The following is a 16,353-nucleotide window of genomic DNA, read 5'->3' as shown; positions in this document are numbered from 1 at the left end:
CACGCCGCACCGCCATTGCTTCAATAGCGCTTCGCCGCGCGCCTTGCGAGCCCTCGGAAGTGCCCGGCTCAGCCCCGCGCGGAGTTCTTGCCGGTGAGGATACGCTCCCAGGCGAGTGCATCGGCGACGATCTGGTCGAGGTCGTCGCGTTGCGGGGTCCAGCCGAGTTCGGCGCGTGCAAGGTCCGAATTGGCAACCACGGCGGCGGCGTCGCCGGGGCGCCGGTCGCCCATCTTGACCTCGAAATCCCGGCCGAAGGCGCGCCGCACGCTGTCGATGACCTCGAGCACCGAATAGCCGTGGCTGTAGCCGCAATTGGCGACGAGGCTGCCGCCGCCGGCGCGCAGGCGCTGCAGCGCCAGCCGGTGCGCCGCAGCCAGGTCGCTGACATGGATATAATCGCGCATGCAGGTGCCGTCCGGCGTCGGATAATCGGTGCCGAACACCTGCATGAAGGGGCGTTTGCCGAGCGCGGTCTCGCAGGCGACCTTGATCAGATGCGTGGCGCCAGGCGTCGACTGCCCCGTCCGGCCCCTGGGATCGGCGCCGGCGACGTTGAAGTAGCGCAGCGCCGTGTAGCGCAAGGGATGCGCAAGCGCTGCATCGCGCAGCATCCATTCGCTCATCAGCTTGGACAGGCCGTAGGGCGATTCCGGCGCCAGGCGGGCATCCTCACGCACCGGCTCCAGGCCGGCGCCGCCATAGACGGCGGCGGTCGAGGAGAAGATGAAATGCGGCACGCCCTCGCGCACGGCGGTTTCGATCAGCGTGCGGGTCTTGGAGGTGTTGTTCTCGTAATAGGCGAGCGGATCGGCAACCGATTCCGGCACCACGATGGAACCGGCGAAGTGGATGATCGCGTCGACCTTGTTATCCCGGATGATCTGGCCGACCAATTCCCTATCGGCGACATCGCCGACGACCAGCTTGGCCTCCGGCGCCACCGCCCATTCGAAGCCCGTGGAAAGGCGGTCGAGAACGACGACGCTCTCGCCGGCATCCAGCAGTTCCCAGACCATGTGGCTGCCGATATAACCGGCGCCGCCCGTTACCAAAACCGTCATCCGTGTCCTCTTTTACTCATGATTTATCGGAAACCGTCTCAATCACCGCCTTACTGGAAAGCCTGCGGCAAGGCCATTAGAAACGCCTGAATGTTAAATCCGTAACAGTCTCACCGGCCTGTGGCATCGTACGGAAACAAAATTGATCCACATCAAGGGAATAGGCCACGATCCGGCATCGTTAGGAACAGGCTTGGGGCGTGGCATTTTGACCAAAACGGCCCGGTGGACGACGAATGGGCCAACGATTATGATCCCGCGCAAAACTGGGAAGGCGACATGAACTATCAGCGGTTCTTCGAGGAAGCGATCGATCAGCTCCACGCCGAGCGGCGCTACCGGGTTTTCGCCGATCTCGAGCGCATTGTCGGCAAGTTTCCGCGCGCTATCTGGCGTTCCAACGGCCGCGCCGAGGAAATCACCGTCTGGTGCTCCAACGACTATCTCGGCATGGGCCAGAACCCCGATGTCATCGCCGCTTTCCAGAACGCGGCCGGCAAGATGGGTTCGGGCGCCGGCGGCACCCGCAACATTTCCGGCACCTCGAACCCGTTGGTCGAGCTCGAGCTGGAACTGGCCGACCTGCACGACAAGGAAGCCGCGCTCGTCTTCACCTCCGGCTTCGTCTCCAACGAGGCCTCGATTTCGACCATTGCGCGGCTTTTGCCCAACTGCCTGATCATTTCAGACGAGTTGAACCATGCCTCGATGATCGAGGGCGTACGGCGCTCGGGCGCCGAAAAGAAGATTTTCCGCCACAACGACGTCGCGCATCTCGAAAGCCTGTTGCAGGTGGCGGGCCGCGAACGCGCCAAGCTGATCGTGTTCGAGAGCGTCTATTCGATGGATGGCGACATCGCGCCGATCAAGCAGATCGTCGAACTGGCCGAACGCTACAACGCCATGACCTATATTGACGAGGTCCATGCCGTCGGCATGTACGGACCGCGCGGCGGCGGCATCACCGAGCGCGAGGGGCTGGCCGACCGCATCGACATCATCGAAGGCACGCTGGCCAAGGCGTTCGGCACGCTGGGCGGCTATATCGCCGGCAACAGCGCAGTCATCGACGCGGTGCGCTCCTATGCGCCGGGCTTCATCTTCACCACGGCGCTGCCGCCGGCCATCGCCGCCGCCGCCACCACGTCCATCCGCCACCTCAAGCGCTCGCAGGCCGAGCGCGATGCGCAACAGCGCCAGGCGTCGCGGACCAAGGAGGTTCTGTCTGCAGCTGGCCTGCCGGTGATGGAATCGCCGACCCATATCGTGCCGGTGCTGGTCGGTGACCCCGAACTCTGCAAGATGGCCAGCGACCGTCTGCTCGGCGTGCACGGCATCTACATCCAGCCGATCAACTATCCGACCGTGCCGCGCGGCACCGAGCGGCTGCGCATCACGCCGACGCCGTTCCATACCGATGCGCTGATTGCGGGACTGCAGGACGCGCTGGTCGAGACATGGGATGCGCTGGGCATTCCCTATGGCTCCGCAGGGCGGCCCACTGTCGCCAAGAGCGACCGGATTGTGCCGCTGCTGGTGCCGAAGTCGGGCGGCTGAAGCCGCCGGCCATTTATCTCAAACCGTCCTCATCCATCCCGCCAAGCGATGTGCCGCTTCCTCGAGCTGGTCGAGGCGGCGGTGGAAGCACAGGCGCAAAAACGCCTCTCCGCCAGGGCCGAAGGCGGTGCCCGGCGCCAGGCCGACATTGGCCTTGTCGACGATGTCGAAAGCAGCCCGGCGCGGATCGGTGATGCCGTCGACCGTGAAAAACAAATAGAACGCGCCTTGCGGCACGGTGAAGCGCGCTTTGCCGGTTGCGCCGAGAATATCGCAGACCAGGTCGCGCGCTTTCCTGGCGCGCTCCACCTGCTCGACGATGAAGGCATCACCGTGGTCCAGCGCCGCGACGGCGCCGCGCTGCATGAACTGGGCGACGCCTGAGGTCGAATACTGGATCAGGTTCTCGAACACCTGCTGCAGCTCGGGATGGGTCTTGATCCAGCCGACGCGCCAGCCGGTCATCGCCCAGTTCTTGGAAAAGGAGTTGACGAACAGGATGCGGTCTTCCGCGGTCGAAATGTCGAGGAAGGACGGCGCACGGCCGTGGCCGTAGTGGAACAGCGAATAGATCTCGTCGGCGATGATCCACAGGCCCTTTTCGCGGGCGAGATTCAGGATCGCCTGCAGTGTTTCCTTATCGGCCGTCCAGCCGGTCGGGTTCGATGGCGTGTTGACGAACAGCGCCTTGGTGCGCGGCGTGACCGCGGCTGCAATCTTGTCGACATCGCAGGACCAGCCATTGCCGGACTGGTCGAGCGCGACCGCAACCGGGGTAGCGCCGGAAATACCGGCGGCGGCGGCGAAATTCGGCCAGGCCGGGGAGAGATAGACCACCTCGTCGCCGCTGCCGGCGACCGCTGCTAATGCCAACTGAATGGCATGCATGCCGGAACCGGTGGCGATGAATTCCTCTTCGGCGAAGCTCTTGCCGAAATGCCTGGCATAGTAGCGAGAAAGCGCTTGCCTCAGCTCCGGAATGCCTTTCTGCCAGGTATAGAAGGTCTCGCCATTGGCGAGCCCCTTGGCGGCGGCTTCCGAAATGAAGGCGGGCGTCGGCAAATCGCCTTCACCGGCCCAGAGCGGGATCATGCCCTCGCGCGTACGGCCGTAATTGACGACGGCGACAATGCCGCTTTCGGGGGCGGCCACCGCTTCGGCGCGCAAGCTATCGATCAGGGTCATGACAGGTCCGTTTTGATGTCTGCTTTGATGCATGTCATTATCCAGAACCGCTGCGCACTTATGGGCGACATGCATTGGCGGATGCTCTTAGCAGATGCGGCAACAGAAAACCCCGGCCGCGAACGACCGGGGTTTTGGTCCAGAAATCTGGCCTTGTCTATTTCCTGGCGAGGAGATCGCGAATTTCGGTGAGCAGTGCGACGTCAGCCGGCGGCGGAGCCGCAGGTGCGGCCGGCTTCTCGCGCTCGAGCCGCTTGCGCATGTTGTTCACGGCCTTGACCATAAGGAAGATGATGAAAGCCAGGATGACGAAATTCAGCGCCACGGTGATAAAATTGCCGTAGGCGAACACCGCGCCTTCCTTGCGCGCGTCGGCAAGATTGGTCGAATGCACTGTTGATGAGAGGCCTATGAAGTAGTTGGAAAAGTCGACGCCACCAAGTGCGCCGATGAAAGGCATGATGATGTCATTGACAAGAGAATCGACGATCTTGCTGAAGGCCGCGCCGATGATGACGCCGACCGCAAGGTCCATCACATTTCCTTTGGAAATGAATTCCTGGAATTCTTTCAGCATTCGACCCTCCTTGTCATGACGGACCGCGCTGCCGCCGTCCCTCCGGCGTCGGCCCGTGCGCACCATAACAAAAACCTGCGGTTGCAACAGAAGCAAAAGCTGGAAAACACCGCTTTCTCCTTACCTTGGGTCACGGTTCGACAGGGCGGCGTCGCGGCCATGCGCCGGAAAGCCGCGATGGACTTGACCTTAGAGCTGTGATTGCCTCTGGGCAGGCCGGGGTGAAAGCTGGCCGAGGAGGATTTTCGGGCCGTGCAGGGCTGGTTCATCGTCATCATTGCGGTCGCCTATGTAACGCTGCTGTTCGTCATCGCCAGCCTCGGCGACCGGCGTTCAACGGCGCTGGGACCCGGCCGCGCCCGGCCCTTCATCTATGCGCTCAGCCTCGCCATCTACTGCACCTCCTGGACCTTCTTCGGCTCGGTCGGCCTGTCGTCCGAGCGCGGCCTCGAATTTTTGGGCATCTACACCGGGCCGGTGCTGGTGTTCGTGTTCGGCTTTCCGCTGCTCAATCGCATCGTGCGGCTGGCCAAGAGCGAGAAGATCACCTCGATCGCCGACTTCCTCGGCGCGCGCTACGGCAAGAGCTTTGCCGTCTCGGCGATCGCCACGCTGATCGCCACCATCGGCGCGGTGCCCTATATCGCACTGCAATTGAAGGCGATCTCCGGTTCGGTCGGCCTGATGGTCGAGCATTATACGGGATCGCCGCCCTCCTTCGATCCCTTCGTCAGCGACATCTCGCTGGTGGTGGCCATGCTCTTGGCGCTGTTTGCGGTGCTGTTCGGCACCCGCCATGCCGACGCCACCGAGCACCAGGACGGGCTGGTGCTGGCGGTGGCGGTCGAAACCGTGGTCAAGCTCGCCGCCTTCCTGGCGATCGGCCTGATGGTCACCTTCCTGATCTTCGGTGGCCCGGGCGACATGATCGACAAGCTGGCCGAAAACAGCCAGGTGCGGCAAGCCATGGGCTACAACACCTCGCTCGCCACCTGGCTGGTGCTGACTTGCCTGAGCGGCTTTGCCATCATCATGCTGCCGCGCCAGTTCTACGTCACCATCGTCGAGAACCGCGGCGAGGCCGAACTGCGCACCGCGACCTGGGTGTTTCCGCTCTATCTCGTGGCGATAAACCTGTTCGTGCTGCCGATCGCCTTCGCCGGCCTGGCGCTGGTCGGCGCCAAAACCACCAGTGACCTCTATGTGCTGGCGCTGCCCTTGTTCGGCGGCCATGACTTCCTCGCCATGGCCGCCTTCATCGGTGGGCTGTCGGCGGCGACCGCCATGGTGATCGTCGAAAGCGTGGCGCTGTCGATCATGATCTCCAACGACCTCGTCATCCCGCTGTTCGTGCGCCGCCTGCTCAAGACCACGACCTCTGAGAATGAGGATTGGTCGACGCTGATCCTCAACGTGCGGCGCGGCGCCATCTTCATCCTGTTGTTCATCGCCTTCCTCTACTACCGCGAAAGCACCAACTCGGCGCGGCTGTCGTCGATCGGCCTGATGTCGTTCGCGGCAATCGCCCAATTCGCGCCGGCGCTGATCGGCGGGCTGATCTGGCGCGGCGCCAATGGCCGCGGCGCGGCCCTTGGCATGGTCGCCGGCATCCTCGTCTGGGGCTATACGCTGCTTTTGCCGTCGCTCTCGGCAGCCGACGCGGACATCGTCGTGCAGGGGTTGTTCGGTTTCGAGGCGCTGCGGCCGCAGGCTCTGTTCGGCACCGTCGCCGAACCGTTGAACCACGGCGTGCTCTGGAGCCTGTCGGTCAACACGCTGTTCTTCGTGCTCGGCTCGCTGTCGCGCGCGTCAGTGCCGCTGGAGCGGATCCAGGCGTCGATCTTCGTGCCGCGCGAATCCGGCCCGATGCCCAGCCTGCGCCGCTTCCGCACCGCCATCACCGTCAACGTGCTGAAGGACACCATCTCGCGCTACCTCGGCGTCGAGCGCACCGAGCGCTCCTTCCAATCCTTCGAGAAAAGCAATGGCGTCTCGCTGCACGGCAATGAGCAGGCCAGCATGGATGTCATCCGCTTTTCCGAGCAGCTGCTGGCGAGCGCGGTCGGCTCGTCTTCGGCGCGGCTGATCCTGTCGCTGCTGTTTCGCCGCAACGACCGCGAGTCCAAGGACGCCTTTCGCCTGCTCGACGACGCCACCGAAGCGCTGCAGCACAATCGCGACCTGCTGCAGATCGCGCTCGACCAGATGGAGCAGGGCATCACCGTATTCGACCGCGATTTTCGTCTGATCTGCTGGAACAGACAATATCGCGCGCTGTTCGACCTGCCCGACGAGATGGGCCAGGTCGGCGTCTCGCTCGACCGCATCCTGCGCCACCTCGCCGAGCGCGGCGATATTCCGGCCGACCAGCGCGTGGCGATGCTCAACCGGCTGACCAGCTTCGTCAGCCCATGGCAGATGGAGTTGACGACCAGTGGCCGAATCCTCGAACTGCGTTCCAACCCGATGCCGGACGGTGGCATCGTTGCCACCTATGCCGACATATCAGGACGCGTCGAACAGGATTTGGCGCTGAAGCGGGCCAATGAATCGCTGGAGCAGCGGGTCAAGACGCGTACCATCGAACTGACTAGGGTCAATGAGGAGCTGGCGCAGGCGCAGATGCTGGCCGAGGAGGCCAATCTGGGCAAGACGCGCTTCCTCGCCGCCGCCGGCCACGACATCCTGCAGCCGCTGAACGCCGCCCGGCTCTACTGCTCGTCGCTGATCGAAAAGGCCGGCAAGGGCCCGGCCGGCAAGGCCGCTATCAACATCGAATCCTCGCTGGAATCGGTCGAGACGATCCTGGGCGCCGTGCTCGACATTTCCCGCCTCGACGCCGGCGCGATGAAACCGGACGACAGCGCCTTCCGCCTGGACGGGCTGCTGCGCCAGATCGGCAATGATTTTCAGCCGCTCGCCGCCGAAAAGAAACTCGATCTGACGATCATAGCCTCGTCGCTCAGCGTGATGACGGACCGCAACCTACTGCGCCGGCTGATCCAGAATCTGGTCTCCAACGCCATCAAATACACCCCCCATGGCCGCATCCTGGTCGGCGTGCGACGGCGCGGCGAACTCGCCGAAATCCAGGTGATCGACACTGGCATCGGCATTGCCGGCGACAAGCTGAACACGGTCTTCAACGAGTTCACCCGGCTGGACGAAGGCGTGCGCGAAGCCGAAGGTCTCGGCCTTGGCCTGTCCATCGTCGACCGCATCGCGCGGGTACTGCGGCTCGAGATCCAGATCTTTTCCAACCCGGGCAAGGGTACGCGCTTTTCCGTTATCCTGCCGGTTGCGGCGGTTGAGGCGCCGCGGCGCGAGGTCGAGCCGAAGGCGCCTGCCCGCACCGCGAATTCGCTGGCCGGCCTGCGCGTCATGTGCATCGACAACGACCCTCGCATTCTCGATGGCATGCGGCTTTTGCTCGAAGGCTGGGGCTGCAGCGTCGGCACGTTTTCGGGTTCGGAGGATTTTGGCAGGGCCGATCGTCCCGACATCGTGCTTGCCGACTATCATCTCGATGGCAGAAGCGGCCTCGACATCATCGCGCGCCTGCGTGACATCCATGGTTCGGACCTGCCGGCCGTGCTGGTCACCGCCGACCGCTCCACCGAGGTCCGTGCCGCTGCCGCCGCCATTGACGTGCCGGTGATCAACAAGCCGCTGAAGCCGGCCGTGCTACGCTCGATGATGGCCAGGGTCAGACCGCTGGCGTCGGCGGCCGAGTAGAGTCCTATCTCTTTGTTTTTGCGCAATTCCCAAGGGAAAGCGCTACGCACTTTTCCTGGAATAGCTTTAGCCTGCTGGCTGCAACGGATCGCTGCCGATCTTGGACAGCTGGATCACCGCCTGGGTGCGGCTGTCGACGCCGAGTTTCTGCAGGATGGCCGAGACATGCGCCTTGACCGTCGCTTCGGAGACGCTGAGTTCGTAGGCGATCTGCTTGTTGAGCAGGCCTTCGGCCAGCATGCCGAGGACACGCGTCTGCTGCGGCGTCAGCGCCTGCAGCCGCTTGATCAGGTCGGATATTTCGGGGTCGCGCTCGACGCCGAGGTCGATGCCGACGGGCGCGGCGATATCGCCGGCCAGCACCGTCTGCACGGCGCCGCGGATCTCCTCCATGCTGGCCGATTTGGAGATGAAGCCGGATGCGCCGAGATCGAGCGCGCGCCGGATGGTCACCGGGTCGTCATGCGCCGACACCACCACCAGCGGCACCGCCGGGTGGATGCCGCGCAGCGCGATCAGACCGGACAGGCCGCTGGCGCCCGGCATCGACAGGTCGAGCAGCACCAGGTCGACATCCTCATTGGCCACGACCAGGGCCTTGGCACTTTCGAAATCACCGGCCTCGTGAATGGCGGCGACATCGCCGACGCCGGCAAGCGCCTCTTTCAAGGCGCCGCGGAACAGCGGATGGTCGTCGGCGATGACGAAGGTGTAACCCGACGGCAAATGTTCCTCCCCAAATCCCTTATTGATTATCGGCTTTTACGGGACCGGACGATTATGCGGCGAAGCGCTTTGTCTTCATGCGGCAATGGCCGGACGGGGCATTCCCCGCCGGGCAGTTCAGGTCTTTTGCGAATTGAGATTGGCGCCGTCATCCTTGTCCATTTCCTTGACGATGCCCATGAAGCCGCGCAGCATGCGCTCCATATAGCTCATCGTCTTGTCGAAATCCTCCTCGCTCGGCAGCTTCGATTCGAGGCGGGCGGACAGCGAGTTCTCGAGCTTGGCGACGCGTTCGTCCATTGCTTTCATCGAGGCCTGCAAACGGTCGACTTCGTCCTGGAAGGCGGCGCGTTCGTCGGCGGCCATCTTGCAGACGAGCTGGCCGGAGCGCTCCTCGCAGATCGACATGGCGCCGGTCCGGGTGTCCATGCGGACATAACCGTTGGCGGATTTTTCCAGCCGGTAGCGGTCGGTCTCTTCGGACCAGGCCGATGCCGCAACCAGCGAGACCAGTGCGGCGGGGATCAGTATATGCTGCAGACGCATGTTCCATCCTCCACGAGCCAGTATGCGCAACCTATCACAGCTTTGCGCCGTAAATGCGGACGAGTTGCCCTTCCCCGCATGATCGGTTCGGATTATAGCGCAACCATGTCTCAGATTATCTACAAGATCGCGCCCGAAGCGCTTTGGCGCGAGGCCGAGAAAAACGGCCGTTTCACCGGCGCTCCGATCGATATCGCCGACGGCTTCATCCATTTCTCCACCGCTGATCAGGTCAGGGAGACGGCGGCGAAGCATTTCGCCGGCCAGATGGATTTGCTGCTGATCGCCATCGACGGGGCGCTGCTCGGTGACGCGCTGAAATACGAGGTCTCGCGGGGCGGCGCGCTGTTCCCGCATCTCTATGGCGTGCTCGATATGAGCGCCGTGCTGTGGGTGCGGCCACTGCCGCTCGGGGCCGACGGCGCCTATCAATTCCCGGCGCTGGAGGCCGAATGATCGTGTTCGATCGCATCGGCCAGAAACTGCTGTTCACCTTCGATCCGGAAACGGCGCATGGCATGTCGATCGCGGCGCTGCGATGCGGTCTGCCGGTCGGCGCGCGGACGGTGCGCGACGACAGGTTGAAGCTCAGCCTCTGTGGCATCGCCTTCCCCAATCCGCTCGGCATGGCCGCAGGCTACGACAAGAACGCCGAGGTGCCCGACGCGCTGCTTGGCCTCGGCTTCGGCTTTGCCGAAGTCGGCACCGTGACGCCGCTGCCGCAGGCCGGCAATCCGAAGCCGCGCATTTTCCGGCTGACTGAGGATGATGCGGTGATCAACCGCCTGGGCTTCAACAATGAGGGCCACGAGGCGGCGGAAAAACGCCTTGCCGCGCGCCAGGGACGCGGCGGCATTGTCGGCGTCAACATCGGCGCCAACAAGGACAGCGCCGATCGTGTCCGTGACTATGAGTTGGGCGTTTCCCGTTTTGCGAAATACGCCAGCTATCTCACCGTCAACATCTCGTCGCCCAACACGCCCGGCCTGCGCACCATGCAGGCGCGCGAACAGCTCGGCGAACTGTTGTCTCGGGTCATGTCGGTGCGTGCAGCAGCTTCGGCGCAGCCGCCCCTCTTCCTCAAGATCGCGCCCGATCTGGTCGAGGCCGAGCTTGAAGACATCGCCGCCGAAGTCAGCGAGAAGCAGATTGACGGCGTCATCGTCTCCAACACGACGCTGGCGCGAACCGGATTGCGTAGCGCCACCAGCGAGACCGGCGGGCTCTCCGGCAAACCGCTGTTCGAGCGTTCGACCATCGTGCTGGCCAAGATGCGCAAATTGCTCGGGCCGGAGCGCGCCATTATCGGCGTCGGCGGCGTCGATTCGGCCGAGAACGCGCTGGAGAAAATCCGCGCCGGCGCCGATCTCGTCCAGCTCTACACCGGCATGATCTATGCCGGGCCGGCGCTGCCGGGGCGCATCCTTGCCGGGATGGTGCGATTTGCCGACAAGGAGCGGCTGAAATCATTGCGCGAACTGCGCGACAGCCGGCTCGATCAGTGGGCTGCCAGGCCGCTCTAAAACGCCGTGCGCAACCGGAGCCGCAGGATGGCCAGCAGGCTGAAGCCGCGCACCAGCAGGAAGACGTGCAGCGCCGCCCACAGGCCGTGATTGCCGAGAGACGGCGCCAAGCTGAACAATGCGGCGCTGAAGGCCAGGAACGACACCAGCATCATGTTGCGCATCTCGCGCGACCAGGTAGCGCCGATGAAGACGCCGTCCATCTGGAAGGCCAGCACGCCGCTCAGCGGTGTCAGTGCCGCCCACGGCAGATAGATGTCGGCAACAGCACGAACATCCGGCGACGTGGTGATCAACGAAATCAGGCCGGCGCCGCTGAGCCAGAAGATCAGCGTGGCGGTTCCGGCGAGGCCGAACCCCCAGAATAAGGTCAGACGTACCGCCCGGCGGAACGCCGTCTCGGCACGTGCGCCGATCGCGCGTCCCGCCAACTGTTCGGCCGCGGTGGCGAAACCGTCGAGAAAATAGCCGGCGACGAGGAAGAAGTTCATCAGCACGGCATTGGCGGCCAGCGTCAGCGTGCCGAACTGCGCGCCCTGGCGGGTGAACAGCGCGAAAGCGGCGAGCAGCGAGAACGAGCGGATCATGATATCGCGGTTGAGCGACAGCATGCGCAGGAAAGCGGGCATGTCGAGCAGGCGATGCCGCGGCAGGCGGGGTGCGGCCCGGAAGCGCCAGACAACGATGGCGAGACCCAGCAGCATGGCCAGACATTCGCCGGTGACGGTCGCCCAGGCCACGCCGGCGACGCCCCAGCCAAGCTTCAGGCCGAGCAGGATGCAAAGCACGATGTTGATGCCGTTGAGCACCGCCTGCAGCATCAGCCCAAGCCCGCCCTCGCCGCGTCCAAGGACATAGCCGAGGATGGCGTAGTTGATCAGCGTGAAGGGGGCGGCGAGCATTCTGATGTGGATATAGACGCCCATCGCCTCGCCGACGCGCGCTTCGCCGCCGATGAATTTCTGGCCGGCGATGGCAATCAGCGGCGCAAGGACGACAAGCACGATGCCGGCGGCGACCGCGATCAGCACGGCGCGCCAGAACACCGCCTGCTCCTCCAGCTCGTCGCCGCGCCCAAACGCCTGGGCGACGAGGCCGGTGGTACCGGAGCGCAGGAAATTGAAGGTGCTGAAGACCACGTCGAAGACCAGCGCCCCGGCCGCCAGGCCGCCGAGCAGGGCGGCATCGCCGAACTGCCCGACCACCGCCGTGTCGACGATGCCGAGCAGCGGCGTCGTCAGATAGGCGAGCGTCATCGGCACGGCGATGGCGAGCACCGAACGGTTGGTGACGGCGAAGGGTCTCGCGTCGGCTGGGATTGCACCCGTGTCCAGGGGACTGCTGCCTTGCTGATTGCGGCTTGATCGAACAGCCGATGTGCCCCATTTTCCGGCCACCGCGCAATCACTCTTGCCGTGACGGCCAACCGAAATGTTCTTCTGGCGCGAGCCCGCCGGATCCGAGTACTGGTTTTAAGCAATTCCCAAGGGGAAGCGCTACGCGCTTCTCCCGGGAAAACCGCTGCACACTTTTCCTGGAATTGCTTTAGCCATGCCCCTGCAGATCGTCCATCATCCCGACTACGATGCCGGCTTCGCCGTCAATCATCGCTTTCCGATGAGCAAATATCCGCTGCTGATGCAGGCCTTGCATATCAGGGGTCTGATCCATGCGGGGGCGCTGTCGATGCCCGAGCCGGCGCCGGCCTCCTGGCTGAAGCTCGCCCATGCGGCTGATTATGTCGACCAGGTCATCACGTGTTCAGTGCCTGAAAAGATCGAGCGCGAGATCGGCTTTCCCGTGGGACCGCGCGTTTCGCTCAGGGCGCAACTCGCCGCCGGCGGCACGGTGCTGGCGGCGCGACTGGCGCTTATCGATGGCATTGCCTGCAACAGCGCCGGCGGCAGCCACCATGCGCGGCGCGCGCAAGGCGCGGGCTTCTGCACCTTCAACGATGTTGCCGTCGCTTCGCTGGTGCTGCTAGCCGAAGACGCGGTGAAAAACATCCTGATCGTCGATCTCGATGTGCATCAGGGCGACGGCACCGCGGACATCCTGAAAGACGAGCCACGCGCGTTCACCTTTTCCATGCATGGCGAGCGCAATTATCCGGTGCGCAAGATTGCCTCCGATCTCGACGTTGCCCTGCCGGACGGCACCGGCGATGGCGCCTATCTCGAACGGCTGGGTGTCCTCCTGCCGGAGCTCTCGGCCAAGGCGCACTGGGACATCGTCTTCTACAATGCCGGTGTCGACGTGCATGCCGAGGACCGGCTCGGCCGGCTATCGCTCAGCGATGACGGCGTGCGTGCCCGCGACGCCATGGTGATCGGTCATTTCCGCGCGCTGGGCATCCCGGTCTGCGGTGTCATCGGCGGCGGCTATTCGACCGATGTCGCAGCGCTCGCGGCGCGCCACGCCATCCTGTTCGAGGTGGCGTCGGACTTTGCCTGAGTGGCCTTTGGTTTGAGCACAATCTTTTCCGAAAACCGGTTTCCACTTTTCGGGATCGTGGTCCGCTTCACTTCCGGTAGTTCGCGAGCCTGAGCAGGATGAACACCGGCACGACGATCGCGGCGCCGAGCAGGATATAGCCCAAGAAGCGATAGACCGCGTTGAAGCCGAGGTTCCAAAGATCGATGAAGAAACCCTGGATGCGGTAGAAGACGTCCATCGGCGTCCAGCCGAACGCATTCATGACCAGGCCGACCAGGAACGACACGACCAGCAGCTTGACGATCACCCTGACGGGCGAGTCACCGAGAAAGCGCGTCACTGTGGACAAGGGGCCTGCCTCCAGATTGGTGTGCCCGGATTCGGGGTACAAACCCACGAATACGCACTTGCTGCGCCCGCATCAAGGCGGGCGGACGGCGCAATCGGTCGGGTTTCCAACAGCCGTTTCCGAACAGCTGTCCAAGGGCGATTGCCCGAAGCACGCCCATCATGATATCGAGAGGCCGACGCGGGTATGATGTAATGGTAGCTTGTCAGCTTCCCAAGCTGAACGCGAGGGTTCGATTCCCTCTACCCGCTCCAGTTCCTATCCCACTTCCCGCAAGATAAAATCGTGCAGCATCTTGGCTGCCGGCGACAGCACGCGGTTCTTCACCGTGATCAGGCTGTAGGGGCGGACCTCGATGTCGAACTCGGTCTGGACGACATCGATGGCGCCGGCGAGACCGTCGGGGTTCTGGATGAATTTTGCCACCTGGATCGACACCGGGGCGATGGCGTCGGACTGCGCCACCATGACCAGTGTGAGCAGCAGCGACGAGGTGTTGAGGATGCGGTCCGGCAGGGCGATGTTGCGGTTCAGGAAATTGCTCTCCATCGCCTGGCGCAGCGGCGACCCGCCCGACTGGAACACCCAGTCGAAGGCGGCGGTGTCCTCCAGCCTCACCGCCTTCCCATTGTTTAGAGGATGGCCGTTGCTCAGCGGGTGGCCTCGGCGCACGATCAGGCAGGCCTTCTCGACGCCGATGACGCGCGATTCGAACAGGCGCGGATTGAGGTCTTCGGGGACACGGGCGATGATGAAATCATGGCGCGTGGCGATCAGTTCGCGCGCCAGCACATTCGACGTCTCGACCTGCATGGTAATCTCGATGCGCGGATAGAGGCGGCGTATCTCGCGGATCGCCGGGACCGCCAGTTCGATCGCCGGCGCCGTCACCGCGCCAAGGAACACCGAGCCGCCCTTGCCGGCCTTGAGCTCCGATATTTCGCGGTCGGCCTCGCGCATTTCGAGCAGGATCGAGCGCGCGCGCCGGGCCAGCGCCTTGCCGTAAGGGGTGAGTGTGATGCCGCGCGGCAGCCTTTCGCAGAGCTTCACCTCGAGCACCGCTTCCATCTCGGAAATCATGCGCGAGGCCGCCGGCTGCGAGATGTTCATCACCTGGGCGGCAGCACTCACCCGACCGTGATCGTCGAGTGCTGCGATCATGCGCATGTGACGCAGGCTCAAGCCGCTACGCAGAAGTGTCTCGCCATCGCCCGGCAATTCATCGTAACCGCTTGAAATTCCCTGAGGACCTCGTAAAGCCGCCATGCCTTTTCCCGCTTCCGCCACTGTTCCAGCCCGGTTTAGTCATATACCGGTTTTGGTATAGCAACCACCGAAGATCGCATTTGACAGTTATGGCAAAGGGTCACACTTTCGCGCGTCCTCAAGACTTGACGGTCGATGACGAGCAAAATCGTATCGATTTAAATCTGAGGGCCGATTGGGAGGATACCGGAGATCGATTATGACGGCGGCGGCGCTTTGGCGCATCCGCCCGACTGCGCGGCCCGCGAAGCCCCGAGGTGTCGCGTCCATCAACCAGGGAGAGTTTTACGTGAAAATCATCAAGACACTGGCCGCCGTCGCGGCCCTTGGCATCGCTGCCATGACCTACTCGGCGCATGCAGCCGACAAGGGTCTTGTCGGCGTGCTGATGCCGACCAAGACCTCGCAGCGCTGGATCAATGACGGCGATGCCGTCAAGTCCCAGCTCGAAGCTCTCGGCTACACGGTCGACCTGCAGTACGCTCAGGACGACATCCCCAACCAGCTCAGCCAGCTGGAAAACGAAATCACCAAGGGCCCGAAGGCGCTGATCATCGCTTCGATCGACGGCACGACCCTGTCGGACGCGCTGCAGAAGGCCGCTGACGCCGGCGTCGTCGTCGTCGCCTATGACCGCCTGATCAAGAAGACCGCCAATGTCGATTACTACACCACCTTCGACAATTTCGGCGTCGGCGTGATCCAGGCGAACTCGCTGGTCAAGGGCCTCAAGGAGCGCTTCCCGAACACCAAGCCGTGGAACGTCGAACTGTTCGGCGGCTCGCCGGACGACAACAACGCCTTCTTCTTCTACAACGGCGCAATCTCGGTGCTGCAGCCGCTGATCGATGACGGCTCGATCAAGATCAAGTCCGGCCAGACCGGCATGGACAAGGTCGGCACGCTGCGCTGGCTCGCCGCCACCGCCCAGGCGCGCATGGACAACCTGCTGTCGGCCAACTACTCGGACGGCAGCCGCGTCGATGGCGTTCTTTCGCCCTATGACGGCCTGTCGCGCGGCATCACCGCTTCGCTGCGCGCTGTGGGTTACGGCACCGACGCCCAGCCGTGGCCGATCGTGACCGGCCAGGACGCCGAGACTGCTTCGGTCAAGCTGATCATCACGGGCGAGCAATACTCGACCGTGTTCAAGGACACCCGCGAACTGGCCAAGGCCACCGTCGAACTCGTCGACAAGGTGCTCTCGGGCGGCAAGCCGGACGGCCTCGATGAAAAGACCTACAACAACGACGTCAAGGTCGTCCCCTCGATCCTTTTGACGCCGCATGAGGTCGACAAGTCGAACTACCAGGCACTGGTCGTCGACTCCGGCTACATCAAGGCCGACGAACTGAAGTAATCCGTTTATAAAGACAGGGGTCCTGCGCG

At 63.6% G+C, this 16,353-nt stretch carries 14 protein-coding genes and 1 tRNA gene; 7 read left to right on the top strand and 8 right to left on the bottom strand.

The features are described 5' to 3' along the window. Positions 1-68: 68 nt before the first annotated feature. On the bottom strand, positions 69-1,064 hold the full coding sequence (gene galE, locus NKI37_RS17900) for a UDP-glucose 4-epimerase GalE (protein ID WP_023669652.1): 996 nt from the start codon (positions 1,062-1,064) through the stop codon (positions 69-71). Between the two features lie 279 nt (positions 1,065-1,343). Here galE and hemA point away from each other — a divergent pair, with 279 nt between their 5' ends. Next, complete coding sequence (hemA, locus tag NKI37_RS17895) at positions 1,344-2,621, top strand: 5-aminolevulinate synthase (RefSeq protein ID WP_023711399.1); 1,278 nt, start codon at positions 1,344-1,346, stop codon at positions 2,619-2,621. Positions 2,622-2,639: 18 nt separating this feature from the next. On the opposite strand, the gene NKI37_RS17890 is transcribed toward hemA, so the two are convergent. Continuing rightward, positions 2,640-3,806 (bottom strand): pyridoxal phosphate-dependent aminotransferase, encoded by a 1,167-nt coding sequence (locus NKI37_RS17890; protein ID WP_352789785.1) that lies wholly within the window; start codon positions 3,804-3,806, stop codon positions 2,640-2,642. Between the two features lie 157 nt (positions 3,807-3,963). Further along, positions 3,964-4,383, bottom strand: coding sequence for a large conductance mechanosensitive channel protein MscL (gene mscL / locus NKI37_RS17885; protein ID WP_023681933.1), 420 nt, complete (start codon positions 4,381-4,383; stop codon positions 3,964-3,966). Between the two features lie 252 nt (positions 4,384-4,635). On the opposite strand from mscL, the gene NKI37_RS17880 reads away from it, so the two are divergent. Next, complete coding sequence (locus NKI37_RS17880; protein WP_352789782.1) at positions 4,636-8,118, top strand: hybrid sensor histidine kinase/response regulator; 3,483 nt, start codon at positions 4,636-4,638, stop codon at positions 8,116-8,118. 66 nt (positions 8,119-8,184) lie between these two features. On the opposite strand, the gene NKI37_RS17875 is transcribed toward NKI37_RS17880, so the two are convergent. Together NKI37_RS17875 and NKI37_RS17870 are read right to left on the bottom strand one after the other, a co-directional pair. Beyond that, positions 8,185-8,844, bottom strand: a complete 660-nt coding sequence (locus NKI37_RS17875) for a response regulator transcription factor (RefSeq protein ID WP_023703427.1) — start codon at positions 8,842-8,844, stop codon at positions 8,185-8,187. A gap of 117 nt (positions 8,845-8,961) precedes the next feature. Continuing rightward, entirely contained in the window at positions 8,962-9,390 is a 429-nt protein-coding gene (locus NKI37_RS17870) for a hypothetical protein (protein WP_023740730.1), read from the bottom strand. Between the two features lie 105 nt (positions 9,391-9,495). Here NKI37_RS17870 and NKI37_RS17865 point away from each other — a divergent pair, with 105 nt between their 5' ends. Then, the gene (locus tag NKI37_RS17865) at positions 9,496-9,846 is read left to right on the top strand and encodes a DUF952 domain-containing protein (RefSeq protein ID WP_352789778.1); all 351 of its coding nucleotides are present in this window, start codon (positions 9,496-9,498) and stop codon (positions 9,844-9,846) included. After that, positions 9,843-10,913: a quinone-dependent dihydroorotate dehydrogenase gene (locus NKI37_RS17860; RefSeq protein WP_023711402.1), complete on the top strand. Its 1,071-nt coding sequence runs from the start codon at positions 9,843-9,845 to the stop codon at positions 10,911-10,913. Before NKI37_RS17865 ends, NKI37_RS17860 begins: the two co-directional genes overlap by 4 nt. Here the strand turns inward: NKI37_RS17860 and NKI37_RS17855 are convergent. Beyond that, entirely contained in the window at positions 10,910-12,247 is a 1,338-nt protein-coding gene (locus NKI37_RS17855) for an MATE family efflux transporter (protein ID WP_352789831.1), read from the bottom strand. The two genes, NKI37_RS17860 and NKI37_RS17855, sit on opposite strands and share 4 nt — an antisense overlap. 217 nt (positions 12,248-12,464) lie before the next feature. Between NKI37_RS17855 and NKI37_RS17850 the strand changes: the two genes are divergently transcribed. After that, complete coding sequence (locus NKI37_RS17850) at positions 12,465-13,367, top strand: histone deacetylase family protein (protein WP_023827396.1); 903 nt, start codon at positions 12,465-12,467, stop codon at positions 13,365-13,367. Between the two features lie 67 nt (positions 13,368-13,434). On the opposite strand, the gene NKI37_RS17845 is transcribed toward NKI37_RS17850, so the two are convergent. Next, positions 13,435-13,698 (bottom strand): DUF6460 domain-containing protein, encoded by a 264-nt coding sequence (locus tag NKI37_RS17845; protein WP_023696688.1) that lies wholly within the window; start codon positions 13,696-13,698, stop codon positions 13,435-13,437. 180 nt (positions 13,699-13,878) lie between these two features. Between NKI37_RS17845 and NKI37_RS17840 the strand changes: the two genes are divergently transcribed. Next, a tRNA-Gly gene (locus tag NKI37_RS17840) sits at positions 13,879-13,952 on the top strand. Positions 13,953-13,956: 4 nt separating this feature from the next. On the opposite strand, the gene NKI37_RS17835 is transcribed toward NKI37_RS17840, so the two are convergent. Then, on the bottom strand, positions 13,957-14,964 hold the full coding sequence (locus NKI37_RS17835) for a LysR family transcriptional regulator (RefSeq protein ID WP_023681942.1): 1,008 nt from the start codon (positions 14,962-14,964) through the stop codon (positions 13,957-13,959). A gap of 289 nt (positions 14,965-15,253) precedes the next feature. On the opposite strand from NKI37_RS17835, the gene chvE reads away from it, so the two are divergent. Beyond that, on the top strand, positions 15,254-16,324 hold the full coding sequence (chvE, locus tag NKI37_RS17830) for a multiple monosaccharide ABC transporter substrate-binding protein (RefSeq protein ID WP_023681943.1): 1,071 nt from the start codon (positions 15,254-15,256) through the stop codon (positions 16,322-16,324). Positions 16,325-16,353: the final 29 nt, after the last annotated feature.

This window comes from Mesorhizobium sp. M0626 (assembly GCF_040320665.1).
In the GTDB taxonomy this organism is placed as follows: domain Bacteria; phylum Pseudomonadota; class Alphaproteobacteria; order Rhizobiales; family Rhizobiaceae; genus Mesorhizobium.
This window is presented reverse-complemented; position numbering and strand designations above follow the sequence as displayed.

Excerpts from the sequence above, each read along its gene's own strand:
- galE (WP_023669652.1), bottom strand. The coding sequence starts at position 1,064 with ATGACGGTTTTGGTAACGGGCGGCGCCGGTTATATCGGCAGCCACATG.
- hemA (WP_023711399.1), top strand. The coding sequence starts at position 1,344 with ATGAACTATCAGCGGTTCTTCGAGGAAGCGATCGATCAGCTCCACGCC.
- NKI37_RS17890 (WP_352789785.1), bottom strand. The coding sequence starts at position 3,806 with ATGACCCTGATCGATAGCTTGCGCGCCGAAGCGGTGGCCGCCCCCGAA.
- mscL (WP_023681933.1), bottom strand. The coding sequence starts at position 4,383 with ATGCTGAAAGAATTCCAGGAATTCATTTCCAAAGGAAATGTGATGGAC.
- NKI37_RS17870 (WP_023740730.1), bottom strand. The coding sequence starts at position 9,390 with ATGCGTCTGCAGCATATACTGATCCCCGCCGCACTGGTCTCGCTGGTT.
- NKI37_RS17865 (WP_352789778.1), top strand. The coding sequence starts at position 9,496 with ATGTCTCAGATTATCTACAAGATCGCGCCCGAAGCGCTTTGGCGCGAG.
- NKI37_RS17860 (WP_023711402.1), top strand. The coding sequence starts at position 9,843 with ATGATCGTGTTCGATCGCATCGGCCAGAAACTGCTGTTCACCTTCGAT.
- NKI37_RS17850 (WP_023827396.1), top strand. The coding sequence starts at position 12,465 with ATGCCCCTGCAGATCGTCCATCATCCCGACTACGATGCCGGCTTCGCC.
- NKI37_RS17835 (WP_023681942.1), bottom strand. The coding sequence starts at position 14,964 with ATGGCGGCTTTACGAGGTCCTCAGGGAATTTCAAGCGGTTACGATGAA.